The organism is Halarchaeum nitratireducens (genome assembly GCF_017874695.1).
Classification (GTDB): Archaea; Halobacteriota; Halobacteria; order Halobacteriales; family Halobacteriaceae; genus Halarchaeum; species Halarchaeum nitratireducens.
This window is the reverse complement of sequence record NZ_JAGIKY010000003.1, coordinates 41,742-65,696: the sequence shown is the minus strand read 5'-3', so window position 1 is coordinate 65,696 and position 23,955 is coordinate 41,742. Positions and strand designations below refer to the sequence as shown.

General features: G+C 68.9%; 23 protein-coding genes. 5 read left to right on the top strand and 18 right to left on the bottom strand.

All coding sequences use genetic code 11. The annotated features are described in order from the left end of the window. Nucleotides 1-32 precede the first annotated feature (32 nt). From J2754_RS04030 to J2754_RS04010, 5 genes are read right to left on the bottom strand one after another with little or no spacing between them, the layout of a single operon-like run. Nucleotides 33-692, bottom strand: a complete 660-nt coding sequence (locus tag J2754_RS04030; protein WP_188878001.1) for a DUF2238 domain-containing protein — start codon at nt 690-692, stop codon at nt 33-35. Beyond that, complete coding sequence (locus J2754_RS04025) at nt 689-1,321, bottom strand: hypothetical protein (protein WP_188877999.1); 633 nt, start codon at nt 1,319-1,321, stop codon at nt 689-691. Before J2754_RS04025 ends, J2754_RS04030 begins: the two co-directional genes overlap by 4 nt. 52 nt (nt 1,322-1,373) lie before the next feature. Further along, entirely contained in the window at nt 1,374-2,297 is a 924-nt protein-coding gene (locus tag J2754_RS04020) for a metal-dependent hydrolase (protein ID WP_211086749.1), read from the bottom strand. Between the two features lie 52 nt (nt 2,298-2,349). Beyond that, nucleotides 2,350-2,883: a mechanosensitive ion channel domain-containing protein gene (locus J2754_RS04015; RefSeq protein ID WP_188877995.1), complete on the bottom strand. Its 534-nt coding sequence runs from the start codon at nt 2,881-2,883 to the stop codon at nt 2,350-2,352. A gap of 60 nt (nt 2,884-2,943) precedes the next feature. Further along, nucleotides 2,944-3,255: a DUF7116 family protein gene (locus J2754_RS04010; protein ID WP_211086748.1), complete on the bottom strand. Its 312-nt coding sequence runs from the start codon at nt 3,253-3,255 to the stop codon at nt 2,944-2,946. 354 nt (nt 3,256-3,609) lie between these two features. On the opposite strand from J2754_RS04010, the gene J2754_RS04005 reads away from it, so the two are divergent. Continuing rightward, complete coding sequence (locus J2754_RS04005; protein WP_211086747.1) at nt 3,610-4,074, top strand: universal stress protein; 465 nt, start codon at nt 3,610-3,612, stop codon at nt 4,072-4,074. Nucleotides 4,075-4,137: 63 nt separating this feature from the next. After that, a complete protein-coding gene (locus J2754_RS04000) occupies nt 4,138-5,607 on the top strand; it encodes a replication factor C large subunit (RefSeq protein ID WP_211086746.1) in 1,470 nt (489 codons plus the stop codon). Nucleotides 5,608-5,803: 196 nt separating this feature from the next. On the opposite strand, the gene J2754_RS03995 is transcribed toward J2754_RS04000, so the two are convergent. Next, nucleotides 5,804-6,160, bottom strand: a complete 357-nt coding sequence (locus J2754_RS03995; RefSeq protein ID WP_188877989.1) for a hypothetical protein — start codon at nt 6,158-6,160, stop codon at nt 5,804-5,806. Between the two features lie 325 nt (nt 6,161-6,485). Then, entirely contained in the window at nt 6,486-6,896 is a 411-nt protein-coding gene (locus tag J2754_RS03990; RefSeq protein ID WP_188877988.1) for an Lrp/AsnC family transcriptional regulator, read from the bottom strand. Nucleotides 6,897-6,993: 97 nt separating this feature from the next. Here J2754_RS03990 and carA point away from each other — a divergent pair, with 97 nt between their 5' ends. Continuing rightward, nucleotides 6,994-8,046, top strand: coding sequence for a glutamine-hydrolyzing carbamoyl-phosphate synthase small subunit (carA, locus tag J2754_RS03985; RefSeq protein ID WP_188877986.1), 1,053 nt, complete (start codon nt 6,994-6,996; stop codon nt 8,044-8,046). 171 nt (nt 8,047-8,217) lie between these two features. On the opposite strand, the gene carB is transcribed toward carA, so the two are convergent. From carB to J2754_RS03965, 4 genes are all read right to left on the bottom strand, one after another. Continuing rightward, nucleotides 8,218-11,460: a carbamoyl-phosphate synthase large subunit gene (gene carB / locus J2754_RS03980; protein ID WP_211086745.1), complete on the bottom strand. Its 3,243-nt coding sequence runs from the start codon at nt 11,458-11,460 to the stop codon at nt 8,218-8,220. Between the two features lie 140 nt (nt 11,461-11,600). Then, nucleotides 11,601-12,191 carry a DUF5815 family protein gene (locus tag J2754_RS03975; RefSeq protein ID WP_229772820.1) on the bottom strand — a complete coding sequence of 197 codons (591 nt, stop codon included), beginning with the start codon at nt 12,189-12,191 and terminating at the stop codon, nt 11,601-11,603. Then, complete coding sequence (locus J2754_RS03970) at nt 12,192-12,611, bottom strand: DUF7124 domain-containing protein (protein WP_188877984.1); 420 nt, start codon at nt 12,609-12,611, stop codon at nt 12,192-12,194. It abuts the gene before it with no gap. A gap of 173 nt (nt 12,612-12,784) precedes the next feature. After that, on the bottom strand, nt 12,785-14,029 hold the full coding sequence (locus J2754_RS03965; protein ID WP_211086744.1) for an NAD(P)/FAD-dependent oxidoreductase: 1,245 nt from the start codon (nt 14,027-14,029) through the stop codon (nt 12,785-12,787). Nucleotides 14,030-14,158: 129 nt separating this feature from the next. Here J2754_RS03965 and J2754_RS03960 point away from each other — a divergent pair, with 129 nt between their 5' ends. Further along, nucleotides 14,159-14,740, top strand: coding sequence for a DUF6149 family protein (locus J2754_RS03960; RefSeq protein ID WP_188877981.1), 582 nt, complete (start codon nt 14,159-14,161; stop codon nt 14,738-14,740). 42 nt (nt 14,741-14,782) lie between these two features. On the opposite strand, the gene J2754_RS03955 is transcribed toward J2754_RS03960, so the two are convergent. After that, nucleotides 14,783-16,096, bottom strand: a complete 1,314-nt coding sequence (locus J2754_RS03955) for an NAD(P)/FAD-dependent oxidoreductase (protein WP_211086743.1) — start codon at nt 16,094-16,096, stop codon at nt 14,783-14,785. A gap of 380 nt (nt 16,097-16,476) precedes the next feature. Here J2754_RS03955 and J2754_RS03950 point away from each other — a divergent pair, with 380 nt between their 5' ends. Next, nucleotides 16,477-17,358 (top strand): homoserine kinase, encoded by an 882-nt coding sequence (locus tag J2754_RS03950; RefSeq protein WP_211086742.1) that lies wholly within the window; start codon nt 16,477-16,479, stop codon nt 17,356-17,358. A gap of 16 nt (nt 17,359-17,374) precedes the next feature. Here J2754_RS03950 and J2754_RS03945 read toward each other — a convergent pair whose 3' ends face one another. Genes J2754_RS03945 through ilvB form a run of 6 tightly spaced genes read right to left on the bottom strand, consistent with a single transcriptional unit; the run spans nt 17,375 to nt 23,865 of the window. Beyond that, the gene (locus J2754_RS03945) at nt 17,375-18,343 is read right to left on the bottom strand and encodes an isocitrate/isopropylmalate dehydrogenase family protein (protein WP_211086741.1); all 969 of its coding nucleotides are present in this window, start codon (nt 18,341-18,343) and stop codon (nt 17,375-17,377) included. Continuing rightward, complete coding sequence (gene leuD / locus J2754_RS03940) at nt 18,336-18,986, bottom strand: 3-isopropylmalate dehydratase small subunit (RefSeq protein ID WP_188877976.1); 651 nt, start codon at nt 18,984-18,986, stop codon at nt 18,336-18,338. The genes J2754_RS03945 and leuD overlap by 8 nt, the downstream gene beginning before the upstream one ends. Then, nucleotides 18,983-20,404 carry a 3-isopropylmalate dehydratase large subunit gene (gene leuC, locus J2754_RS03935; RefSeq protein ID WP_188877975.1) on the bottom strand — a complete coding sequence of 474 codons (1,422 nt, stop codon included), beginning with the start codon at nt 20,402-20,404 and terminating at the stop codon, nt 18,983-18,985. Before leuC ends, leuD begins: the two co-directional genes overlap by 4 nt. A gap of 33 nt (nt 20,405-20,437) precedes the next feature. Further along, the gene (gene ilvC / locus J2754_RS03930; protein WP_188877974.1) at nt 20,438-21,493 is read right to left on the bottom strand and encodes a ketol-acid reductoisomerase; all 1,056 of its coding nucleotides are present in this window, start codon (nt 21,491-21,493) and stop codon (nt 20,438-20,440) included. Next, on the bottom strand, nt 21,486-22,097 hold the full coding sequence (gene ilvN / locus J2754_RS03925; RefSeq protein ID WP_211086740.1) for an acetolactate synthase small subunit: 612 nt from the start codon (nt 22,095-22,097) through the stop codon (nt 21,486-21,488). The genes ilvC and ilvN overlap by 8 nt, the downstream gene beginning before the upstream one ends. A 37-nt stretch (nt 22,098-22,134) precedes the next feature. Then, nucleotides 22,135-23,865, bottom strand: a complete 1,731-nt coding sequence (gene ilvB, locus J2754_RS03920; protein ID WP_211086739.1) for a biosynthetic-type acetolactate synthase large subunit — start codon at nt 23,863-23,865, stop codon at nt 22,135-22,137. Nucleotides 23,866-23,955 lie beyond the last annotated feature (90 nt).

The following is a 23,955-nucleotide window of genomic DNA, read 5'->3' as shown; positions in this document are numbered from 1 at the left end:
CCGCCGTCGTCTTAAACGTGGCCGCCGACGGATCACTCCTCGCTGCGGGCGTCGAGACGCGCGGCGAGGGTATCGACGACGCCGGAGAGATACGTCGTCCCGCCGACGGCGACGACGAGCGCGCCGGCGGTGTCGAAGAGGAGATCGAGCATCGTGTCGGTGACGCCGTACTGCGTGAGGACGCTCGTGACCCCGGCGAGGGCCGCGACCTCGGAGATGGCGAACTCGACGATCTCCCAGAAGACGCCGAAGGCGAGCGTGATGACGAAGAGGAGGACGAAGAGGAACGCGGGCGGGAAGTAGACGGCGTCGGTGTGCTCGTCGATGGCGCGGACGGCGGCGTAGCCGGCCGCGGCCACGACAGACGACGAGAGGGTGTGCGTGAGGTGGTCCCACCACCAGACGTTCCCGTAGAACGAGCCCGTCCCCGGGACGCCGACGGTGCCGAGGGCGTGGAGGAAGACGGCGAGCGTCACCCAGAGGACGAGGGCGGGGTCCATCGGGACGCCGTAGTCGCGTTCGAGGACGGCCGGGAGTGTGGAGACGCCGAGGCCGACGGCGGCGTTGACAACGACGCCGAGTTGCCCCTCGTAGAGGCCGACGAAGACGAAGCCGACGAGACAGAGCTGGAGGACGTGCGCGAGTTGCGCCTGCCGGTGCTTCGAGATCCCGAGGCGATCGCGGATCCTCATTCGCGCACCTCCGCCGCGAAGCGCGCGTCGGCGCGGACGCGGCGCTGGAAGTAGAGGACGAAGAGCCCGGCGCCGACGACGCCGCAGGCGGTCGCGGCGACGAAGTCCCACATGAGCGCGTCGAGGGACGCGGCGTCGACGGCGGGCGTAACGGGGCGGGAAACGTAGACGAGCGTCGTCCCGAGATAGACGTCGCTGAGCCACTGGACGACCGCCCAGAGGCCCGCGATGGCCATCGTGGCGACGACGACGGCGAACGCGGCGACGTGATCCGTCATCCGAACGGCCGTGAAGACGTCGAGTTCGACGACGAGGACGAGCGCGAGCGCCGCCACGGAGAGGTAGGTGGCAATGGCGCTCGTCAGCCACCACGTGGCGAGCGCGTGCCCGAGGACGGGGAGGAACGCGACGACGAGCACCTCCCAGGGGAGCATCACGCGGTGATTCCGATACGCGGCCGGGGGGACGACGGCGAGCGCCGCGACGCCCGCGCAGAACGCGCTCCACGCGAGGTCTCCCTCCCAGAGACTCGCGCCCGCGACGGCGACGACGAGCGCGACGAGCGCCCACGAGAGCGCGGCGTTCGTCCGCTCGGTCTCGAGTACCCGACCGAGTCGCGTGCCGTCCATCGTTCTACGACGCTTCGCAGGGCCGTGTTACAAAAGTGTCGGGCGGGCCCGCTCAGAGGAGCAGGTAGGCGAGCGTGTAGCCGACGCCGGCGACGGTGACGGCCGCGAGACCGGTGACGGCGGCGCTCGGGAGGTCGGGGAGGCGACGGTTCGTGGGTTCGACGACACCGACGGTGCCGACGGCGACGACGCTGAAGACGAAGTGATACGAGACGTCGAGCGTCGGCGGCGTGATGACGAGCGCGGCGAGCGCGTACGCGGCGCCGGCGGCGGCCCGGCCGTGTAAGTGCTCGCGGATCGGCGCCCCCGAGACGCGGTGATAGGCGTAGACGCCCGCCCAGAGGCAGGCGAGTTCGAGCGCGAACGCCGCGAGCAGGTCGAGCGTCGGGTCGGCGAACGGCGCGGGGCGCGCGGCGAGCAGGTGCCACGGGAGCGGGTAGAGGAAGTCCGGCGGCGTCCCCGTCAGGAGGTCGCCGAAGGGGTGCGTGAGGAGGCCGACGAGCGCGGTCGCCGCGAGCGCGCGCGATCCGAGTTCGAGGCGGCTGGCGGCGACGAGCGCGACGGCGATGCCCGCGAGGACGTAGAGCGCCATCACGGCGCCGGCGAGGACGCCGGAGACGGCGAGCGTGCCCACGGACAGCGCGAGCGCGCCCAGCCCGGCGAGCGCTCGCTCGCGGCGCCGCCGAGCGGCGGTGAGCGCGAAGACGGCGGCGGCGAACGGCGCGACGACGAGCGAGTGCGTGACGGCGCGGTGGACCTCGGTGCTCGCGCCCCAGAAGGCGTTGGCGGCGGCGAGCGCGTCGGCGCTCTGGACGGTGAGGAGGCCGAGCGGGGCGTAGGCCATGTCGACGTCGGGGACGGCGGCGAAACAGCCGGCGGCGACGCCGAGCGCGAGCGCGCGCTTGCGTCCGAGACCGTAGCGGACGGCGGCGAGCGCGACGAGGGCGAACGCGATCGTCTCGTGTCCGACGAACATAGCTCCCGAAAGGCGTCGAGCGGGTATATGCTCCCCGCCGGTGTGACACGGCTCACTCCGATTCCGTCTTCTTCGTCCACTTCTTCTCGACCTCGGCGTTCGCGCGCACGACGACACCGTCGTCGACCGCGAAGCGGGTCTTCCGGAGTTCGATCTCCGTCACCGTCCCGTCGGTGTCGCCGGCCACGACGCGGTCGCCGGGGTTGAAGTCGGGATCGCGCAGGAGGTAGACGCCGGCGACGGCGTCCGCGAGCATCCCGCTGAGGGCGTAAGAGACGCCGAGCGCGAGGAAGCCCGAGGCGGTGCCGAGCGCGGCCGCGATCCCGGGGAGCCCGACGAGCGTGAGGAACGCGAGGAGCGCGCCGAACCAGAGGAAGACGCCGACGATCGTGCGGACGAACTGGACGTAGATCGGCTGGTCGGTCGTTCGCGAGACGACGCTCGCGGCCGCCCACACCGCGATTCGGATGCCGACGGCGGCGAGGAGGAGGAAGACGATCCCCGTGATGAGCTTCGGGAGCGCGGCGACGATCCCATCGATGAACCGCGAGAGGGTGTCCGTGACGATAGTCGTGAGCGATAGCACGCACGGATCGTCGGGTGGACCGGACAAATAGCTACGGCCCGGTGTGGTGGTATCGGTGCGTTACGCCGTCGGCGGAGCGCGCGCGACCTCGTAGTCGCCGTCCTCGGCGACGCCGATGACCGCCCACTCGGCGTCGTGCTCCTCGGTCGAGAGCGCGCGTTCGAGGCGCTCGACGTGATCGTTCCACGTGACGAAACAGCGCATCCGATCGTCCCCGTCGGTTCGCACCTCGTCGGTCACGGCGAGCACGTCGATCTCCTTCCACTCGCGTGCGGCGCGGAAGCTGTTCTCCGCGTCGCCGGTCACCTCGTACCCGAGGTCGGTGAATATCTCGCGCGCTTCGTCCGACGGTGGTATGGCACTCGATACCATCTATCACGATATTTGTGCGCATGGGTAATAACTGTTGTCACGCTCGACGTGGTGGCGCGCCGCTTGGTCGAATCGCTGGATACCGTCTCTCGCGTACGAACAGAGGGTTTTGTGTGCGAAGACAGGCCTTCCCGGTCGTGCGAAGCGGCCCCTCCTCCGGACGGGCGCCGGTCGAAGCGACAGGTCGAGGCGGTTCCGAAGCGCCGCGGTGGTCCGTCGCGGGAGCTCCGGTCGCGTCGATCGACGGGCAGCGAACGCGGTCTCGATCCGTCGCAGTCGGGCGAAACGCGCGTCGTCACGCACGACCGCTCCCGGGGGCGTAGTATTATGTCGATCCGTGATGGACGGAGTGACATGGAACCGACGCTCGACACGGTACTGGTCGCGCTCAGTCCGGCGATAACCGACGAGAACGCGGATCGGCTGCTCGACGCCGCGATGCGGGTCGCCGGACCGGCCGAGGCGACGGTCGTGCTGACCTACGTCGTCACGGGCGAGGAGTTCCTCGACGCCGCCGAGCGCCTCGGCCACGAGGGGGCGAGCCGAGACGACGCCGACGACGTCTTGGCGGACCACGAGACGATCGAGCGCCTCGGCGCGACGCTCGACGAGCACGGGATCGACTACGAGGTCCACGGCGCGGTCGGAAAGGTCGCGGAGGAGGTCGTCGCGGCCGCCGGCGAAGTCGGCGCGGATCAGGTCTTCGTCTGCGGGCGGCCGCGCTCGCCGACGGGGAAAGCCGTCTTCGGCAGCACCGCCCAAGACATCATCCTCGACTCGCCGTGCCCGGTGACGTACGTCGCCGCGCACTCCGAGTAGCCGGCGCGTTCGATCCGGCCCGTCCCGGAACACCTAACCGCGGTTCGCGTCTCTTCTCGCGTAATGGTAGACTGGACGGAGAAGTACCGCCCGACGACGCTCTCGGAGGTCCGCGGGAACGACTCGGCCCGCGACGACCTCAAGCAGTGGGCGGAGACGTGGGACGATCACCGGGAAGCCGTCGTCGTCCACGGGAGCCCCGGCGTGGGGAAGACCTCCGCGGCGCACGCGCTCGCCAACGACATGGGGTGGGACGCGATCGAGTTGAACGCGAGCGACACGCGCACGAAGGACGTCATCGAGCGCGTCGCTGGCGAGGCCGCGAAATCCGGCACGCTCGGCGGTGGCACCGGCGGTCGAAAGCTCGTCATCATGGACGAAGCGGACAACATCCACGGGAACGCCGATCGCGGGGGCGCGCGCGCCGTCACGCGCCTCGTCAAGGAAGCGACCCAGCCGATGGTGCTCATCGCCAACGAGTACTACGACATGTCGAACGCCCTCCGGAACGCCTGTCAGGAGATCGAGTTCCGCGACGTCGGCAAGCGCTCCATCGTCCCCGTCCTCCGCGACGTCTGTCGACGCGAGGGCGTCGAGTACGAGGACGCCGCGCTCTCGGCGCTCGCCCAGAAGAACGCGGGAGACCTCCGGTCGGCGATCAACGACCTCCAGGCGCTCGCCGAGGAACGCGAAGTCCTCACCGAGGACGACATCGTCACCGGTGATCGAGACACCACCGAGGGCATCTTCGACTTCCTCGACGACGTCATCAAAGAGAAGGGCGCACAGGAGTCGCTCTACGCCGCCTACGACGTCGACGAGACGCCGGACGACCTCCTCAACTGGGTGGAGGACAACGTCCCGAAGGACTACGGCGGGGCCGAGCTCGCGGACGCCTACGGTTTCCTCGCGAACGCCGATAAGTGGCTCGGGCGCGTGCGCGCCACGCAGGACTACTCCTACTGGCGCTACGCGACCGACAACGTCGCCGCCGGCGTCGCCGCCGCCCGCCGCGAGCCCAAGGGCGGGTGGACGCGCTACGGCCCCCCGTCCTACTGGTCGAAGCTCGGCCGGACGAAAGGCACGCGGAACACCCGCGACTACGTCGCCCGCAAGATCGCCGAGAAATCGGGGTGCTCGATGGCGAGCGCCCGCCGCGAGGTCATGCCGTTCCTCGCCGCGATGACGCATCACTGCAAGCCCCGCGAGCTCACCGTGGCGATGGCCGCCGCCTACGACCTGGAGGCAGAGCACGTCGCGTTCGTCACCGGCAGCGGGAAGGACACGAACAAGGTGGCGGACATCGTCGCCGACGCCGAGGCGTCGAAGGCCGAAGCCGCCGTCGAACACTCCGGGGGCGCGTTCGCCGGGCAGACGGACGTCGACGCCGACGTCGAGGCGAAAGAGGATACAGCGGAAACCGACGAAACGGGCGACAAGGCCGACGTCTTCGTCGACGAACAGGAGACGGACACGAAGAGCGACGACGCCGAGGACGACGACATGCAGAGCGGCCTCGACGAGTTCTTCTAAACGACCTTTTGCAGCACTCGGCGCGGCGAAGCCGCGCCTGCGCTTGCAAAAGCTCGACCAAAAGCCAACGTCGGGATCTCCGGTCCCTCCTCGGCCTCGCGCTAACGCGCGAGGGAATCGGCGACCTACCGGGGTCTATCGACCCGCTCGGTCGCCGAACACTACCGCGTGGAGGGTTCGATGTAGACCCTCGGTCTTACGCGCCGACTTCGTGGCGGACGTGCGTTGCAAAGAGGATGAATGCCACGGCTCCAGTGTACCAGATGACGAGGGCGGCTGTCACGCGAGTGGACGTGTTGAGGTAAGCGATGAACGCAAGAATGCCAAGGTTGACCCCCATGAGACCAATGAAATCACCGACCTTGTCCGTGCGCTCGGTGAATCTCGTTCGATACCGGAAGACGGTACTAGAGTAGGCAGACGCGAAGTACGCTACTCCTGCGTATGTTCCACCGAGACAGCCCGCAACGTACCAATCAGAGACGAGCAAAGCGTAGACGGCGGCAGCGACGAGGACGCCGACACCGAGTGCGACAGGGAGGGCGCGGTTCATACGGTTTGTCTAGTATCCCAACATATAGTCAGTTCGTCCGCACACAGGCCTTACAATACGATGATACTGGTATCGTCCGATACACACATAGACCGAACGAACCACGGAGGATAGCATCCGCGAGCGAGCGGTCGTTAGGACCCGGTAGGTCGCCGGTTCACTCGCGCCGGAGGCGCGAGGCGGCGAGACCACCGAAGGTGGCCGACGCCGCTTTTGGCCGAGCTTTTGCCAGCGAGCGAAGTCATTCGAAAGGCGCTTCGCGCTTTCATGATGATGAGAGACGGCGACACCGTCTCTCGAACCACGAGCGCGGCAAAAGGTCGATTTACAGGGTTTCGTCCAGTATGAGTCGCGTCTTCGTCGTCGTAACGTCGTCGAGTTCGCGCGTCTTGGTGATGAGTTCGTTGACGCGGCCGGTGTCGTCTGCGTCGACGACGACGACGATGTCGAGTTCGCCGGAGACCTGCCAGACGAAATCGACTTCGGGCCACTCGGCGATCTGATCGCCGACGCGGTGAGTGTCGACGTCGACGGCGACGTCGACTTCGATCATCGCCTTGACGTTCCCCGTGCTGGTCGAGATGGTGAAGCGCTCGATGACGCCGTCCTCCTGCAAGCGCTCGACGCGGTTGCGGATGGTACCCTCGCTGACGCCGAGTTCGTCACCGATCTCGGTGTAGGGGGTCCTGGCGTCGCGTCGGAGGACGTCCAGGATCTGCCGGTCGAGGTCGTCCATACGGGACGGACGGCGTGGCGTGCGAAAGGAGTTACGAATTTCGTAACGACGCTACGAAAGCAAGGCTTATTGTCGGGAGGTGCGTTCGCTTCTCGTAATGTCGGACGCCTACCTCGCCCTCGAAACGGGGGACGTAGTCGAAGCGCGTGCACGCGCCCCGGGTGCGGCCCAGGGCGAACTCGTGTTCACGACCGCCTACACCGGGTACGAGGAGAGTCTCACCGACCCCTCCTACGAGGCCCAGGTGCTCACCTTCTCCTACCCCCTCATCGGGAACTACGGCGTCCGAGAGGAGCGCTTCGAGTCTGATCGCGTCCACCCCTACGCCGTCGTCGCGCGCGAGATGACCGACGACGTCGCCGAATGGCTCGAGTCGGAGGGCGTTCCCGCCGTCGACCACGTCGACACGCGCGATCTCGTCACGGACATCCGCGACCGCGGCGCGATGAAGGTCGGCGTCTCCGCCGGCCCCGACGCCTCGCCCGAGGAGGCGAAGGCGCAACTCGACACGTGCCCGCACATGAGCGACATCACGGACATCGGCGCGGACGTCAGCGTCGACGAGCCGATCCACCACGAGGGATCCGGTGCACGCGTCGCGCTGATCGACTGTGGCGCGAAGGGCTCCATCGTCGACTCGCTCACCGCGCGGAACGCCGACGTGCACGTCCTCCCCTACGACACCACGCCCGAGGACGTCGAGGCGCTCGATCCGGACGTCCTCTTCATCTCGAACGGCCCCGGCGATCCCGCGAACTTCGAGGCGGCCCGGACCCTCGTCGAGCACTTCACCGGCGAGCTCCCCATCGCGGGCATCTGCCTCGGCCAGCAGGTCGTCGCGCGCGCCCTCGGCGGGACGACGGAGAAGATGGACTTCGGTCACCGCGGGGTCAACCAGCCCGTCCTCGACCACGATACGGGACGGGTCGTCATGACGACGCAGAACCACGGCTACACGGTCGCCGAGCCCGGCGACCTCACCGTCACGCAGGTGAACGTCAACGACGACACCCCCGAAGGCCTCGACAGCACCGAGTACGGCATCCTCACCCGCCAGTACCACCCCGAGGCGAACCCCGGCCCGCACGACACCCTCGACTTCTTCGACGAAGTTCTCGAACTCGCGGAGAGCCGGCAAGTCACCGCGTAAGCGCTCGAACGCGCGGCTCTCTCGGATTCCGGCGGTCCTCCGAAGTTTCCTGTCCCGACTCGCGCGGCGAGCGACGGCGCTCGATGACGCCGCGCGAGTCGCGCTGGCCGTCTGGGGACGATCCGCGAAAAGAGCCGTCGTGGGAGGAGACGAGGTACCGCCCGCGAGGCGTCAGTCGCCGCCCCACGTGGTGTTCGTGATGGGGCGGGAGCTGACGGAGGCGACATCGAGGTCGTCGTCGCGGTGGGCGAGGGCTTCGAGGCTCGCCTCGGCGCTGGCGATCGTGGAGATGTAGGGGAGTTCCTCCTCGATGGCGGTCTGGAGCGCGTGGACGTCGTCGCCCACGTAGAGGTCGAGGTCGTTCTGCCGGATCGCCTCGGGGACGTCGTCGAACGCGCGGACGTCGTAGTAGTCGTCGAAGCCGTCGAGGTCGAAGTCCACGACGGCGACGCCGCCCTCGGGAAGCGGGTTGCCGGCCGCGGATTGGGCCTTCTCGTAGGCCTTCCCGAAGCTCCGGGCGGTCCCCATGACCTCGCCCGTGGACTTCATCTCGGGACCGAGACGCGGGTCCGCGCCCTCGAAGCGATCGAACGGGAGGACGACCTCCTTGACGCTGAACTGCTCGGGGACGCCCTCCTCGACGCCGAGGTCGGCGAGCGAGTCGCCCGCCATGACCTTCGCGGCGAGCTTGGCGATGGGGACGCCGGTCGCCTTCGAGACGAACGGAACGGTGCGCGATGAGCGGGGGTTCGCCTCCAGCACGTAGACTTCGCCGTCCTTCACGGCGAGCTGGACGTTGAGCAGGCCGACGGTTTCGAGCGCGCGCGCGATCTCCTCGACGACCTCGCGGACGCGACCGAGCGTCTCGTCGTCGAGGTTGCGCGGCGGGATGACGCAGGCCGAGTCACCGCTGTGGACGCCGGCGGCCTCGACGTGCTCCATTACGCCGCCGATGAGGACGTCCTCGCCGTCCGAGACGGCGTCAACGTCGAGCTCGACGGCGTCCGCGAGGAACTCGTCGACGAGGATCGGCTTGTCGGGGGCGACCCGGACGGCCTCCTCGATGTACCCCTCGAGCTCCGCGTCGCTGTGGACGACGTCCATCGCGCGCCCACCGAGGACGTAGGAGGGGCGAACGAGCACGGGGTACCCGAGGTCGTGCGCGAGGTCGAGGGCCTCCGCTTTGCTCGTCGCCGTGCCGCCGTCCGGCTGGCTGATTCCGAGGCCGTCCATCAGGACGTTGAAGCGATCGCGGTCCTCCGCTAAGTCCATCGCCTCGACGCTCGTCCCGAGGATCTCCGCGTCGAGCCCGCGACGGTCGATCTCGGCTTCGAGCTCGTCCGCGACGTTGACGGACGTCTGGCCGCCGAACTGGACCATCACGCCGTCGGCGCCGGTGGCCTCGACGACGTCCGCGACCTCCTCGGCGGTGATCGGCTCGAAGAACAGGCCATCGCTGGTGTCGTAGTCGGTCGAGACCGTCTCCGGGTTGTTGTTGACGACGTGGGCCTCGACGCCCTCCTCGCGCAGCGCGCGGACGGCGTGGACGGAACAGTAGTCGAACTCGACGCCCTGTCCGATGCGGATGGGGCCGCCGCCGACGACGACGACCGAGTCGGTGTCGTGATCGACGCGGAGCTCGCCGCCCGCGGACTCGCCCTCGAAGGGTCCGCTGAACCACTCGGGCTTGCGCGAGGAGTAGTAGTACGGCGTCTGGGCCTCGAACTCGCCCGCGCAGGTGTCGACCTGCTTGTAGGTGCGCCCGGGGACGTCGGCCTCGACGTCCGCGACGCTCACGCCCGCGCCGTCGGGGCGCGCTTCGGGCCCGTCGGCGGAGGCCTCGGCCTCGACGTCCGCGGGCAACCACGACGGGTGCGTGTCGTCGAACGCGCCGCCGGCGAGCGCCGTGATCTCGTGGTTCGTGAAGCCCTCGATGGCGGCGTCGGTGAACGCGCCGTCTTTCGCGCCGTCGGCGGCGTCGGCGATCCGCGCGAAGCGCTCGACGTACCACTCCTCTATGCCGGTGAGATCGACGACTTCGTCGATCGTGAAGCCGCGGTCGAACGCCTCGAAAATCGCGTAGGGGCGATCCGGGCTCGGGCGCGCGACGTACGTCTCGGCGAGCTCGTCGTCCGAGAGGCTCTCCCAGTCGACATCGGGTTCGTACTCGCTCGAACGCATCGCCTTCAACAGCGACTCCTCGAAGGTGCGTCCGATCGCCATCGCCTCGCCCGTGCTCTTCATCGCGGTGCCGAGCGTGAAGTCCACGTTGTCGAACTTGTCCTTGGGCCAGCGCGGCACCTTCGTGACGACGTAGTCGATCGCGGGCTCGAAGGCGGCCGTCGTCTCGCCCGTGATCTCGTTCGTGATCTCGTGGAGGCGCTTGCCGAGCGCGACCTTCGCGGTGACGCGCGCGATGGGGTAGCCGGTCGCCTTCGAGGCGAGCGCGGAGGAGCGCGAGACGCGCGGGTTCACCTCCACCACGCGATACTCGCCGCCCGGCGTGCCGTCGTCGCGCCACGCGAACTGGATGTTACAGCCGCCCTCGATACCGAGATCGCGGATGACCTCCAGGGCCGCGTCGCGCATCTCCTGGTGACCGTCGTCCGGGATGACCTGCGACGGCGTGACGACCGTAGACTCCCCGGTGTGGATGCCCATCGGGTCGATGTTCTCCATGTTGCAGATGATGACCGTGGAGTCGCCGGCGTCGCGCATCACCTCGTACTCGAGTTCGACCCAGCCGGCGATGGATTCGGTGATGAGCACCTCGTCGTTCCGGGAGAGGCGCAGGCCCTTGCGAACGCGCTCTTTGAGGACCTCCATGTCCTCGACGACGCCGGAACCGGAGCCGCCCAGCGTGTACGTGGTCCGCATGATGACCGGCAGTCCGCCGACCGATTCGACGGCGTCCTCGACGCGCTCGCCGAGCGCGTCCGCGTCGAGGTCCTGGACGCTCTCGCCCTCGTCGAGGCTGATGGTGGTCGAGCGCGCGACCGGCTGGCCGAGGTCGTGCATCCGCTGGCGGAAGAGCTCGCGGTCCTCCGTCGCGTAGATGGTGTCGAGGGGCGTCCCCATGATCTCGACATCGTACTCGTCGAGGACCCCCTCTTCGGCCAGTTCGGCGGTGACGTTCAGCCCCGTCTGCCCGCCGAGGCCGGCGATCACGCCGTCGGGTTCCTCTTCGGCGATGACCTCCGCGATGGCGTCGGTGGTGATGGGTTCGATGTACACCTCGTCCGCCATCTCGGGGTCCGTCATGATCGTGGCGGGGTTGGAGTTGACGAGGACGACTCGGGCCCCTTCCTCCTGCAGGGCGCGACACGCCTGCGCGCCGGAGTAGTCGAACTCTGCCGCCTGACCGATCTGTATCGGGCCGCTTCCGATGAGGAGGACGGTCCGGTCGTCACTCATGTCTATCGGAGACGAGTGCGTACATCGTAATAAGCGAACCGAAACGGTGCAAATCTCGTAACCGGATTTCGAAAATCGTAATCAGCGGCGACGGCGGCGGGGCCGCGCGTGACGCCCGTTCGCGCTTCCCCCTGTGCGCCTCACGCGGGCGCGTCGTACTCGTCCCGCCAGTCGCGGTTTCGCCGGTAGCGCTCGACGAACTCCGCCACGTCGAAATCGAGCATCTGCTCCTCGAAGTCGCCCCGCGCGGCGTCGTCGCGCGCGTGGCTCACCGCGTGCTCCATCAGCTCGACGACGAGCTCGACGACGTGCTCGTGGAGCGTCCGCGCGTCGAAGGCCGTCGCCCACAGCATCGCGTAGCCGACCCGCCCGTCGTCGGTCGCGTCGACGACGGTCACGTCGTCCGGGAACTCCTCCAGCACGCTCCCCATCAGGTGGGGGGTGCCGAACGCCTCGAAGGCGTCGTCCTCCCCCACGCTCACCGTCTCGCGCAGGACGTCGACGACGGCCTCCGGCACGAAACGCGAGGGCGGATGCATGTCCATCACGACGGCGTGGCGCTCGCCGCAGGCGCACTCGTACTCGCGCATCCCGAGGTCGAACGCCGAGCGGTGGACCGTCTCACCGCAGGGGAGCGCCACGGTCCCGTCGTCCGGGGCGGCGTCGTCTCCCGATCCACCGCGGTCGCCGTCGCCGCCGGCGTCCGGCACGCGCGGTCCCGTATCGGTCATCTACGGCCAGTCGTCGCGTTCGGGTTCGCCGCCCTCTGCCTCGGCCTCCGCGGGGTCGCCGAGCTCCCACCCGGCGGCCTCGGCGGCGTCCTCGACGGCGAGATACTCCCATCCCGTCTCGGCGGCGAGCGCCTCGTCGGCCTCGCTCGTGCCGACGAAGACGTGCCGATCGGTCTCGAACTGGCTCTTTACGTTCTCCAAGCTCTCGCGTTTGTCCTTCGGGCCGGAGAAGAAGTCCTGTCTGATCCGGCGCTTGCGCGTGAAGTTCGTGACGACGTACGTCGGTTCGTCGCTCACGACGCCGACGTACTCCGTCCACTGTCGGGCGTCGGCGAACGCGGTCCCGGGCTTCACGAGTCGCTTGAGCGCGGCCAGCTCGAAGGCGAGCGTCATGTCCGTGCTCCCGCCGCTCATGCTCATAGGTACGAAAGGGCCGCTCGCGTGGAAAACGGCTTCGGTCGGGGCGATAGCGCCCACGCACGCGGGGCCGACACCGCGCGGTGTGGCGATCCCGTCGCGCGTCCTCTCACCGATCGCATCGGCGCCGTCCGCGCGGCGGCGTACGCGAAAAAAGCGCGTTTCGCCGTGACTCCCTACAGATCGACGTCGAGCTCTTCGAGCTCGAAGTTCTGCTGGAGGAGGACGTCGGATTGGTCGGCGACGTCCGCCTCGGCGCGGATGAGCTGTTTGTACTTCGACTGCGGGGCGAGGTCGCCGATGAGGACGCCGCCGATGAGCTTCCCGTCCTCGAAGGCGAGACGCCGCCACTCCGTCTCCGAGTAGCGCCGTTCTGCGTGCTCGTCGCCGTCCGTCGGGAAGCCAAAGGAGAGGAACGGGAAGTCGAAGTGCGTGATGGAGTAGGAGGAGACCCAGCGGAACGCCTCGACGTCGTCCTCGACGTCGTCGGCGGTCATCGCGTGCCCCGCGACGGACCCCTGCTGTTTCGCGGAGCCCCACGAGCCGTTCTGCGCGTGCGTGTCGCGGATCGTGTCGTAGAAGCGCGTGATGTCGCCGGCCGCGTAGACGTCCTCGGCGTCGGTGCGCATGTACTCGTCGACGACGATGCCGTTATCGATCGTCACGCCCGTATCTTGGAGGAACTCGACGTTGAAGTTGAGGCCGATGGCGATGCCGACGAAGTCCGATTCGTAGCGCCCGCCGTCGCCGCCGAGCGTCGCGACGACGTGCCCGTCGTCGTCCGTCTCGAAGCCCGACGCGCCGGACTCGAAGACCGGCTCGATCCCCTTCTCGGCGAGCGCGTCGTGGATGATCTCCGCGCCGTCCTCGCTGAGGGCGTAGCGCCACCAGCGGTTGCCGCGCATCAGGTATTTCGCGTCGATGTCCTGCCCGGCGCAGATGGCCGCGAGGTCGATCCCGAGGAGGCCCGCGCCGACGATGACGCCCGAGTCCGCCTTCTCGGTGTGCTCCCGGATGCGACGGGCGTCCTCGAACGTCCAGAAGTGGTGGATGCCGTCGGCGTCGCTGTTCTCGACGGGGAGCTGTGTGGGTGTCCCGCCGGTCGCGACGAGCACCGCGTCGTACTCCAAGTCGTCGCCCTCGTGCGTGTGGACGACGTGAGCGTCGGTGTCGATGTCCGTGACGAGCGTGTTGAGCCGCAGGTCGATGTCGCGCTCGTCGTACCACGACTCGTCGTGGATGGAGATCGGCGCCTCGGGGAGTTTCCCCTTGGCGAACTCCTTGATGAGGATGCGGTTGTAGAGGGCCTCGCCCTCGTCGGTGAGGATGGTGACGTCGGCGTCGGGTTCGCGCTCGCGGATCGTTTCCGCCGCGGAACTCCCCGCGACCCCGTCACCGATGATCACGAACGACTGACTCATAACTGGCACTGTGCGTTCCGGGTTAAAGTCGATTGCTATCCGTTGTCGGTTCCGGCACTCGTTACCGCTGTGTGTCACGGAATCACCGCGATGGGTGGGTCTTTGTACGTCGCATCCCATAGTCCGCGTATGAAGCTGCGGCAGAACGTCACGCACTTCGCGGCGCAGAAGGCCTTAGAGATGCCCGGCGTCGGCGACGTCGTCCACGAGAAGCTCGTCGACATCCACGTCTCCGTCTTCGGCGGGTGGGCCGACCCCGAGTACCGCGAGGAGCGGATCCCCCACCTCGAAGCGTTCTTCGACGCCAGCACCGAGATGTACCTCACCGCCCTGCAGGACGGGTTCGACGAGGCGACGGCCCGCGAGATGACGCACGTCGTCGCCACCTTCGACTTCTACAACCACGGCTGGGCGGAGATGATGGAGTACCCCCCGGAGGAGATCGACGCCCACTACGAGCGCCACCGCGACTTCTTCGAGGCGCACGGGATCACCGTCGAGGACCCACTGGGTGAGTTCGCCCCCGAAGGCGGACTCCCCGAGGCCACCGCCACGCCCGACCGCCTGGAGGAGGGGGAGTTCCCGCACGCCGAAGCCGGATTCGCCGACGACGTCTACGTCGAAGACGGCGACGGCGAGACGAAACGCGGGAGCCAAGCGGTACCCGAGGGCGTCGACGTCGACGACGCGCCCGGTGCGGGCGAGCGCTGAGCGGCCCGGCACTGGCGCCCGAGCGCCCACCGACGGTACCCGTCAGCGCTCCGTGATTCGGTCGGCGACCTCGTAGCCGGCGACGATCCCACCGTTCAGCGAGCGCTCGGGATACTGCGCCTCGCTCGCCATCCCCGCGTAGTAGACGCCCGGTGCGCCGTCGTCCGCGAGGTCGTAGGGCACCACCATGTCGAGGTAGCCGCGCTCGTAGATCGGCGCCGTCCGGGGGTTGCGCGCCGTCCGCACCCAGTTGACCGACTCGCGATCGAAGTCGGGGAACAGCGCCTCGATCCCCTCGATCCACGTGTCGGCCACCTCGTCGTCGTCCATCGCCCACACGGGATCCTCGGGGCTCTGGACGTACTTCGGGACGTAGAGGAGGTGTTCGCCGCCGTAGTGCGATTCGTCGATGAAGTTCGTGTGCTCGATCAGCGCGCCGAAGGGCGCGTCGTCCGCGACGTTCAGCCAGTACGTGTCCGTGAGCGACTCCGACATGGAGATCACGGAGCAGACCGTCCCCTGGAACTCGATGTCGCACTCGTAGCCCGTGAGTCCTTCGAGGACGTTCGGCATCGCCGCGACGACGACCGACTCGACCTCGTGCGTCTCGGTCGTCCCGTCCCCGGATTCGGCGGTGAGCGTCTCCACGCCCGCTTCGCCGAACGAGAGGTCGGTCACCCGGGTGTTCGTCTCCACGGTGTCGCTCCCGACGTCCCGGAGGAGCGCGTCCAGCAGGCGGCCGAATCCCCCGCGGAGATACCCGAGGGGTTCGCCCTTCAGCAGGTCGCGCTCCCCGCGGAACTTGATGCGACCGAGCAGCCACGCCGCCGAGACGTCCTCCGCGCGCTCGCCGAACTTCGCCTCCAAGAGCGGCTCGAAGAACGTCTCGTAGACGTTCCGCGTCGTGTGCTCGATGCAGAACTCCTTCACCGGAACGTCCTCGTACTCGCGGAGGTCCTCGTAGGAGTCGAACGTCGGGATCCCCCCGCGAACGTCGACGTCGAGGACGAGCATCCCCAGCCGGAACGTGTCGTAGAGACTCCAGTAGGGAAAGGAGAGGATCTCCCACGGCTTGTCCATCGGGTGGATCGTCCCGTCGATGTAGTAGGCGTTCTTCCCGATCGGCCACGTCAGGTCGTCGCCGAGGCCCAGCTCCTCGATCAGTTCGACGATCGTCTCCTCGGAGCCCGAGAGGTGGTGGTAGAACTTCTCCAAGCGATCTCCGCCCGTCTCGTACGTCGCCGCGAGCCCGCCGACCTCCTCGGACGCCTCGAACACCGTCACCTCGCGGCCCGCGGCCTGCAGTCGTCGCGCCGCCGCCAGCCCCGCGATCCCGCCGCCAACGATCCCGATCATACCACCGATTCAGGGAGAGCCGGGGTTAGGGTTTCGGAACGACCTTTTGCAAGCGCAGGCGCGGCGAAGCCGCGCCAAGCGCTGCAAAAGCTCGGCCAAAAGTCCGCGAGCCTCCCGATGGTCGGCTCTTGACCTCGCCTACGGCGAGTGAACCGCTTCGTTCGGGCTTTCCAAGCCGCTCGCTCGCGGCCGCTAGCCTCCGTGGTTCGGTTGGTCCACGTGCGAGTTTAGCGTCCGCGAGCGAAGCGAGCGGTTCACCGTCGGCGAGGCCGACGGCTCTTTTTCACCCGTGTTTTTGCCGCGAGCGGTCGGCTTCGCCGTCCCGAGCGGGAAAGAGATGGTTCGCTACGCTTTTCAGCCCCCACACGGTACGCCACGGCATGCTTACGGTCCGTGCGCCTGCGACGAGTGCGAACCTCGGGAGCGGGTTCGACGTGTTCGGCGTCGCGCTCGACCGCCCCGCGGACGTCGTCACGGTCGAACGGGCCGAGGAGACGATGATCGAAGTCTCGGGGGCCGGCGCGCAGTACATCCCGGAGGATCCGGCGAAGAACACGGCGGGCGTCGTCGCCCGCGAGCTCGACGCGCCGGCGCACATCCACATCGACAAGGGCGTCCGTCCCTCCTCGGGACTGGGGTCCAGCGCGGCGTCGGCGGCGGCGGCCGCGGTCGCGCTCGACGCGCTCTACGAACGCGGGCACACGGCGGAAGACCTCGTCCGCGTCGCCGCGGAGGGCGAGGCCGCGGTCTCGGGGGAGGCGCACGCGGACAACGTCGCGCCGTCGATCCTCGGCGGGTTCACGATCGTCCGCGACGACGGCGTGCTCAGTATCGACGCGACGGTCCCCCTGGTGGCGTGCCTCCCGGAGATCGTGGTGTCGACGCGCGACGCGCGCGGCGTCGTCCCGCGCTCGGCCGAGATGGCGGACGTCGTTCACACGGTCGGGAGCGCCGCGACGCTCACGGCGGGGATGCAACGCGACGACCCGGCGCTCGTCGGACGCGGGATGGACGAGCGCGTCGTGACGCCCGCGCGCGCGAGACTCATCGACGGCTACGACGACGTCTGCGCGGCCGCGGCGGACGCGGGCGCGACCGGCGTCACGGTCAGCGGCGCGGGGCCGGCGATCCTCGCAGCGTGTCACCCCTCGCGTCAGCGCGCCGTCGCCTCCGCGATGGTCGAAGCCTTCGAAGAGGCCGGCGTCGACGCGCGAGCCTATCGCTCCTCGGTGGGGCGCGGCGCGGAGATAATCGAGCGCTGAGAGTCGGAAAGCGCGTTTAGAGGCGCTCGACGATGGCGTTCGTCACGTCCGCCGTCGCGGCGTCGCCGCCGAGGTCGGGCGTCCGCGGCCCGTGCGCGAGCACGCCCTCGACGGCGTCCCGGACGTCGTCGGCTTCGTCCCCGTAGTCGAGGTAGTCGAGGAGCATCGCGGCCGAGAGGACGGTCGCGCAGGGGTTGGCGACGCCCTGCCCGGCGATGTCCGGTGCGGTACCGTGGACGGGCTCGAAGAGCCCGCGCTCCTCGCCGATATTGGCGGAGGGGAGGAGGCCGAGGCCACCGACGAGGCCGGCGGAGAGGTCGGAGAGGACGTCGCCAGCGAGGTTCGGGCAGACGACGACCTCGTACTCTTCGGGACGCAGACAGAGGTGCATGGCGAGCGCGTCCATCAGCGCCGCGTCCGTCTCGACGCCGTTCTCCTCGGCGACGCGCTGGACCGTATCGCGGAAGAGGCCGTCCGTCTCGCGCATCACGTTCGCCTTGTGTGCGACCGTGAAGCCCTCGGGGGCGAACTCGCAGGCGTACTCGGCGAGGCGCTCGCTCGCGGACTGCGAGACGACGCGCGTCAGCGTCGAGACGTCGTCCGTGAGTCGGGCCTCGTGACCGGCGTAGACGCCCTCCGTGTTCTCGCGGAGGAAGACGACGTCCATCCCGGGTTTGAGCGCGTCGACGCCCGGATACGTCCGCGCGGGCCGGACGTTGACGAAGGAGCCGACGGCGTCACGCAGCGGGAGGATGACGTCGGCGGCGCTCTCGCCGGCCGCGCCGAACAGCGTCGCGTCGGCGTTCGCGGCGAGGTCGCGCGTCTCCTCGGGAAGCGGATCGCCGCCCTCCTCGGCGACGTGATCGCCCGCGGTGGCCTCGACGAACTCGAAGTCGACGCCCGTGGCCTGCAGGACGTCGACCGCGGCGGGAACGACCTCCTGGCCGATGCCGTCGCCGGGGATGACGACGATCTCCTCAGTCATCCGACTCCACCCGGGGGAGCGATTCGGACTCGATGTACGGGAGGGACTCCGCGACGTCACGCGTCGCGGCCGCGTTCGCCTCCATCAGCGCCGTCGTGTCCCAGACGCCTTCGACGAGCGCCTTGTGCTGGGCCTTATCGACGGTCGCGTTCAGCTCGTTGCTGCCGTACTCGACCGTTTCGCGCACGACGTCGACGTGGAGCTCCTCGTCCGGGTGATCGTCCACCCACTGCTGGAGGGCGTTGATCGACTCGTGATCCGCGGTCAGCGTCGGGATCCCGAGCGCGAGGCAGTTGCCGGCGAAGATCTCCGCGAAGGACTCCCCGACGATCGCGTCGATCCCCCAGCGCATCAGCGCCTGCGGGGCGTGCTCGCGCGAGGATCCACAGCCGAAGTTCGAGTTCACCACGAGGACGTTCGCGCCCTGGAAGCGCTCCTCGTTGAACGGGTGGTTCTTCTGGTTGTCCTCGTCGTCGAAGCGCTGATCGAAGAAGGCGTACTCGCCGAGGCCGTCGAACGTGACGACCTTCATGAAGCGCGCCGGGATGATCTGGTCCGTGTCGATGTCGTTCCCGCGGATCGGAATGCCGGTCCCCGTCACTTCCTCGACGGTGTCGGCGGGCCCCTCCTCGACGTCGCTCACGCCAGGGTCACCCCCGCCATCTCGCGGACGTCAGTCACTTCCCCGGTGACGGCGGCGGCGGCGACCATGCGCGGGTTCATCAGGACGGTACGGCCGTCCTTCGAGCCCTGCCGGCCGATGAAGTTCCGGTTCGACGACGACGCGCAGGCCTCATCGCCCTGCAGTTGGTCGTCGTTCATCCCGAGACACATCGAACAGCCGGCGTCGCGCCAGTCGAAGCCGGCCTCCGTGAAGATCTCGTCGAGGCCCTCGGCCTCCGCGGCAGCCTTCACGCGCTGGCTGCCGGGGACGACGAACGCGCGCACGTCGTCGTCGACCTCGCGGCCCTCGACGACCTTCGCGGCCGCGCGGAGGTCCGGGAGGCGGGCGTTCGTACACGAGCCGAGGAAGGCAACGTCGATGTCGTAGCCCGCCATCGTCTCGCCGGGTTCGACGCGCATGTGCTCCTGCGCGCGTCGCGCGACGTCCGCGTCGCCGGACTCCATCTCCTCGGGGTCCGGGATGGGGTCGGTGATACCGATCCCCTGTCCGGGCGTGGTCCCCCACGTGACGACCGGTTCGAGGTCGGAGGCGTCGATGGTGACGACGTCGTCGTACTCCGCCGTCTCGTCCGTGCGGATGGACTCCCAGTACTCCTTGTGGCGCTCGAACTTCTCGGGGTCGTCGGCGTACTCGTCGGTCTCCGCGAGCCACTCGTAGGTGGTCTCGTCGGGGTTGACGTAGCCGGCGCGCGCGCCGCCCTCGATGGACATGTTGCAGATGGACATGCGGCCCTCCATCCCGAGGTTCTCGATGGCCTCGCCGCCGTACTCGTAGACGTAGCCGACACCGCCGTCGGTTCCGAGTCGGCGGATGATCTCGAGGATGATGTCCTTCGCCTCGACGCCGGGGCCGAGTTCGCCCTCGACCTCGATGCGTCGGACCTTCTGCTTCTCCATCGCGATACACTGCGTCGCGAGGACGTCCCGAATCTGCGAGGTGCCGATGCCGAACGCGACGGCGCCGAACGCGCCGTGCGTCGCCGTGTGCGAGTCGCCACAGACGATGGTCTTGCCGGGCGTCGTGATGCCCTGCTCCGGCCCGATGACGTGGACGATCCCCTGGTTGCCCGTCGTCGGGTCGTCGAACTCGATGCCGGCGTCCCGGACGTTCTCCTCGAGTTCCTCCATCATCCGCTCGGCGGCGTCGTTCTTGAACGGCCGCGAGCGGTCGTCCGTCGGGACGATGTGGTCGACGGTCGCGTGCGTCAACTCGGGGTAGGCGACGTCGATGTCGCGCTCGCGCAGCATCCCGAACGCCTGCGGGCTCGTCACCTCGTGGATGAGGTGGAGGCCGACGAAGAGCTGGGTCTGGCCCGTCGGGAGCGTCGTGACGGTGTGCTCGTCCCAGACCTTGTCGTAGAGCGTGCCCTCGCTCATACGCGCCCCTCCGTCGGGACGGCCGTCGTGGCCTCAGTCATCCGCAGACACCTCGGCGACCTCCTCTTCGTCCTCGGACTCCTCCTCGGCCCACGCGAAGAGCTCGCGGAGGCGTTCGCCGACCTCCTCGATGTCGTGGTTCTCCTCGCGGGCGCGAAGCTGCTTGTACTTCGGCCGGTTGGCCTGGTTCTCGGTGATCCACTCCTGGGCGAACTCGCCGTTCTGGACCTGCTCGAGGACCTCCTCCATGTTCTCGCGAGCTGTCTCGTCGACGACGACGGGGCCCTGCGTCAGCCCGCCGTACTCGGCGGTGTCGGAGACGGAGTCCCACATCTCCGTCAGCCCGCCCTCGTACATCAGGTCGACGATGAGCTTCAGCTCGTTCAGTACCTCGAAGTACGCCATCTCGGGGCTGTAGCCCGCGTCCACGAGGACCTCGTAGCCCTGCTTGACGAGCGCGGTCGCCCCCCCGCAGAGGACGGCCTGCTCGCCGAAGAGGTCGGTCTCGGTCTCCTCGCGGAACGTCGTCTCGATGACACCGGCTCGCGCGCAGCCGATGGCGCTCGCGTACGCGAGCGCTTCCCCCTTCGCGTCGCCCGTCTCGTCCTGGTAGACGGCGACGAGGCCGGGCGTGCCTTCGCCGGCCTCGTAGTTCCGGCGGACGAGGTGGCCCGGGGACTTCGGCGCGACCATCGTCACGTCGATGCCTCCTTTCGGTTCGATCTGGCCGTAGTGGATGTTAAAGCCGTGCGCGAACTGGAGGGTGTCGCCGGCCTCGAGTTCGTCCTCGATCTGGTCGTAGACGGCGGGCTGGACGGTGTCGGGGACGAGGATACTCACGACGTCGGCCTCGGCGGCGGCCTCGACGGGCGTCGCGACGCGCAGGCCGTCATCCTCGGCGGCGCTCCGGGAGGCGGAGCCCTCGCGGAGGCCGACGACGACGTCGACGCCGGACTCGTGGAGGTTTTGGGCGTGGGCGTGGCCCTGACTGCCGTAGCCGAGGACGGCGACGGTCTTGTCCGCGATGTACTCCGCGTTCGTGTCTTCTTCGTGATATACGGGCTGGGTGAACTCTGTGTCGTCAGTCATCGGTAGTAGTGTCGTCGTATGCGGTGAACTCGGTGCCGCCGGCGAGCGCGGCGGTGCCCGTGCGGGCGACCTCGCGCACGCCGAATCGTTCGAACGCCTCGACCGCGGCGTCGATCTCACGTTCCGTGCCGGTCAGCTCGACCGTCACGACCTCCGGGCCGGCCTCGACGGCCTCGCCGCCGTACATCTCCGCGACGGCCGCGACGCCCGCGGGGTCGTCGTCGCCGACCTTGATGAGCGCGAGCTCGCGCTCGGTCGCGGCCTCGAGTTCGCGGACCGCGTGGACGGGGACGAGCTTCCGGAGCTGGCGCTTGACCTGCTCGACGCCGGGACCGGTCTCCTCGACGACGATGGTCATGCGCGCGAGGCCCTCGGCGGCCGTCGGGCCGACCGTCAGGCTCTCGATGTTGAACTGGCGGCGCGCGAACAGCCCGGAGACCTCGGCGAGGACGCCGGGCTCGTGATCGACGAGCGCCGACAGCACCTCGCGTCTGACCTCGGGTTCGGCCTCCGCCTGCGGGTCGATGCGGATGCCCTGTTTATTCCGGCGGCCCGACGGGTGCGGGCGCTCCTCGGGCGCGGGCCCGGGGAGTTCGCCGGTCATCGCCGCTCACCTCCGGTCGGGTCGGTGTACGTCGTGCTCATAGGTGCTCCTCCTGCAGGGCGAAGCGACCATTCGCGCCGCCGCTCGCGACCATCGGGTAGACGTCCTCTCGGGGGTCGATGTGACAGTCGATGACGCTCGGGCCGTCGTAGTCGCGCGCGGCCGCGATCGTGTCCGCGACGTCGTCGTAGTCGTCGAGCGTGAAGCCCTCCGCGCCGAACGCCTCGGCGAGCGTGGCGAAGTCCGGCCCCCACGGGTACTCGGAGGCCATCCGGCGGCCCTCGAAGAAGGCGTCCTGCCACTGTCGGACCATCCCGACCGCCTCGTTGTTCAGGACGCAGACGGTCAGATCGAGGTTCTCGCGGACCGCGACGGAGAGCCCCTGGACCGTCATCAGGAAGGAGCCGTCGCCGTCGAAGCAGACGACCTCTTGGTCGGGGGCGGCGACCTTCGCGCCGATGGCGGCGGGGAGGCCGTACCCCATCGTCCCGAGGCCGTGACTGGAGATCCACGTCCGGGGCTCGGTGAACGTCCAGTACTGGACGGCCCACATCTGGTGTTGGCCGACGCCCGTCGTGACGATGGCGCCGGCGTCCGTCGCCTCGTCGAAGGCCTCGACGACGAACTGGGGCTTGAGCGGTTCGTCCTCGGGGGCGTCGTAGTCCATGGGGTACTCCTCCTTCCAGTGACGACACTGGTCGCGCCACCCCTCAGCGTCCGGGGCGCGCGGCAGCGCGTCGTCGAGCTGGCGCAACACCGTGCTCGCGTCGCCGACGAGCGGGTAGTCCGCGTGGACGTTCTTCGAGATCTCCGAGGCGTCGATGTCGACGTGGATGACCTCGGCCTCGGGCGCGAACGTGTCGACGCCGCCGGTGAGGCGATCGTCGAAGCGCGTGCCGACGCCGAGTAGCACGTCGCAGTGCGTGATCGCCATGTTCGCGTAGCCGGTGCCGTGCATGCCCGCCATCTCCATGGCGAGGTCGTGGGTCTCGTCGAAGGCGCCGACGCCCGGCATCGTCGTGATGACCGGGATGCCGTGGTCGATGGCGAACTGCCGCAGCTCGTCGGTCGCCTCGCCCTTGATGACGCCGCCGCCGGCGAGGATCGCGGGTCGCTCCGCGTCCGCGAGCGCGTGCGCGGCGCGGCTCACCTCCTCGGCGTCGGCCTCGTCGGGGACGACGTGCGTCTCCGGCCCCTCCGCGGGACCGGGGCGCGCGACGTCCTCGGCGTTCGAGACGTCCTTCGGGAGGTCGACGAGCGTCGGCCCCTGTCGGCCGTCGCGGGCGAGCGCGAACGCCTCACCGACGGTGTCGCCGACGGTGTCCGGATCGCTCGCGAAGTAGCTCGATTTCGTCACCGGACGGGTGATCCCCGTCGTGTCCGCCTCCTGGAAGGCGTCGTTGCCGACCATGTCGGTCGCCACCTGCCCCGTCAGGGCCAGCATCGGCTCCGAGTCCATGTCGGCGTCGGCGATGCCGGTGACGAGGTTGGTGGCGCCGGGGCCGGACGTCGCCAGGCAGACGCCCGGCTCGCCCGTGACGGCGCCGTACGCGTCGGCGGCGTGGGCCGCGCCCTGTTCGTGCGCCATCGTGACGTGGTGGATGTCGCTCTGGTAGAGCGCGTCGTAGATGGGCATGATCGCCCCGCCCTGCACGCCGAAGGCGGCCGTCACGCCGGCGTCCTCTAGTGCGGTCACGACGGACGACGCACCCGTCGGTAGCGTCTCCGCCTCGCGCTCAGTGGTTCGTTCTGGTTCGCTCTCGCTCATTGTGTGGTGTGTGTGGTGCGGTCGCTGGTCGGTCGATCGGCCGGTACTGACGGTCGGGGAGGATGAGGAGAGAGGGGGCTTACGCCCCTA

Coding starts and splice junctions, on each gene's coding strand:
- J2754_RS04030 (WP_188878001.1), bottom strand. CDS start 692: ATGAGGATCCGCGATCGCCTCGGGATCTCGAAGCACCGGCAGGCGCAA.
- J2754_RS04025 (WP_188877999.1), bottom strand. CDS start 1,321: ATGGACGGCACGCGACTCGGTCGGGTACTCGAGACCGAGCGGACGAAC.
- J2754_RS04020 (WP_211086749.1), bottom strand. CDS start 2,297: ATGTTCGTCGGACACGAGACGATCGCGTTCGCCCTCGTCGCGCTCGCC.
- J2754_RS04010 (WP_211086748.1), bottom strand. CDS start 3,255: ATGGTATCGAGTGCCATACCACCGTCGGACGAAGCGCGCGAGATATTC.
- J2754_RS04005 (WP_211086747.1), top strand. CDS start 3,610: ATGGAACCGACGCTCGACACGGTACTGGTCGCGCTCAGTCCGGCGATA.
- J2754_RS04000 (WP_211086746.1), top strand. CDS start 4,138: ATGGTAGACTGGACGGAGAAGTACCGCCCGACGACGCTCTCGGAGGTC.
- J2754_RS03995 (WP_188877989.1), bottom strand. CDS start 6,160: ATGAACCGCGCCCTCCCTGTCGCACTCGGTGTCGGCGTCCTCGTCGCT.
- J2754_RS03990 (WP_188877988.1), bottom strand. CDS start 6,896: ATGGACGACCTCGACCGGCAGATCCTGGACGTCCTCCGACGCGACGCC.
- carA (WP_188877986.1), top strand. CDS start 6,994: ATGTCGGACGCCTACCTCGCCCTCGAAACGGGGGACGTAGTCGAAGCG.
- carB (WP_211086745.1), bottom strand. CDS start 11,460: ATGAGTGACGACCGGACCGTCCTCCTCATCGGAAGCGGCCCGATACAG.
- J2754_RS03975 (WP_229772820.1), bottom strand. CDS start 12,191: ATGACCGATACGGGACCGCGCGTGCCGGACGCCGGCGGCGACGGCGAC.
- J2754_RS03970 (WP_188877984.1), bottom strand. CDS start 12,611: ATGAGCATGAGCGGCGGGAGCACGGACATGACGCTCGCCTTCGAGCTG.
- J2754_RS03965 (WP_211086744.1), bottom strand. CDS start 14,029: ATGAGTCAGTCGTTCGTGATCATCGGTGACGGGGTCGCGGGGAGTTCC.
- J2754_RS03960 (WP_188877981.1), top strand. CDS start 14,159: ATGAAGCTGCGGCAGAACGTCACGCACTTCGCGGCGCAGAAGGCCTTA.
- J2754_RS03955 (WP_211086743.1), bottom strand. CDS start 16,096: ATGATCGGGATCGTTGGCGGCGGGATCGCGGGGCTGGCGGCGGCGCGA.
- J2754_RS03950 (WP_211086742.1), top strand. CDS start 16,477: ATGCTTACGGTCCGTGCGCCTGCGACGAGTGCGAACCTCGGGAGCGGG.
- J2754_RS03945 (WP_211086741.1), bottom strand. CDS start 18,343: ATGACTGAGGAGATCGTCGTCATCCCCGGCGACGGCATCGGCCAGGAG.
- leuC (WP_188877975.1), bottom strand. CDS start 20,404: ATGAGCGAGGGCACGCTCTACGACAAGGTCTGGGACGAGCACACCGTC.
- ilvC (WP_188877974.1), bottom strand. CDS start 21,493: ATGACTGACGACACAGAGTTCACCCAGCCCGTATATCACGAAGAAGAC.
- ilvN (WP_211086740.1), bottom strand. CDS start 22,097: ATGACCGGCGAACTCCCCGGGCCCGCGCCCGAGGAGCGCCCGCACCCG.
- ilvB (WP_211086739.1), bottom strand. CDS start 23,865: ATGAGCGAGAGCGAACCAGAACGAACCACTGAGCGCGAGGCGGAGACG.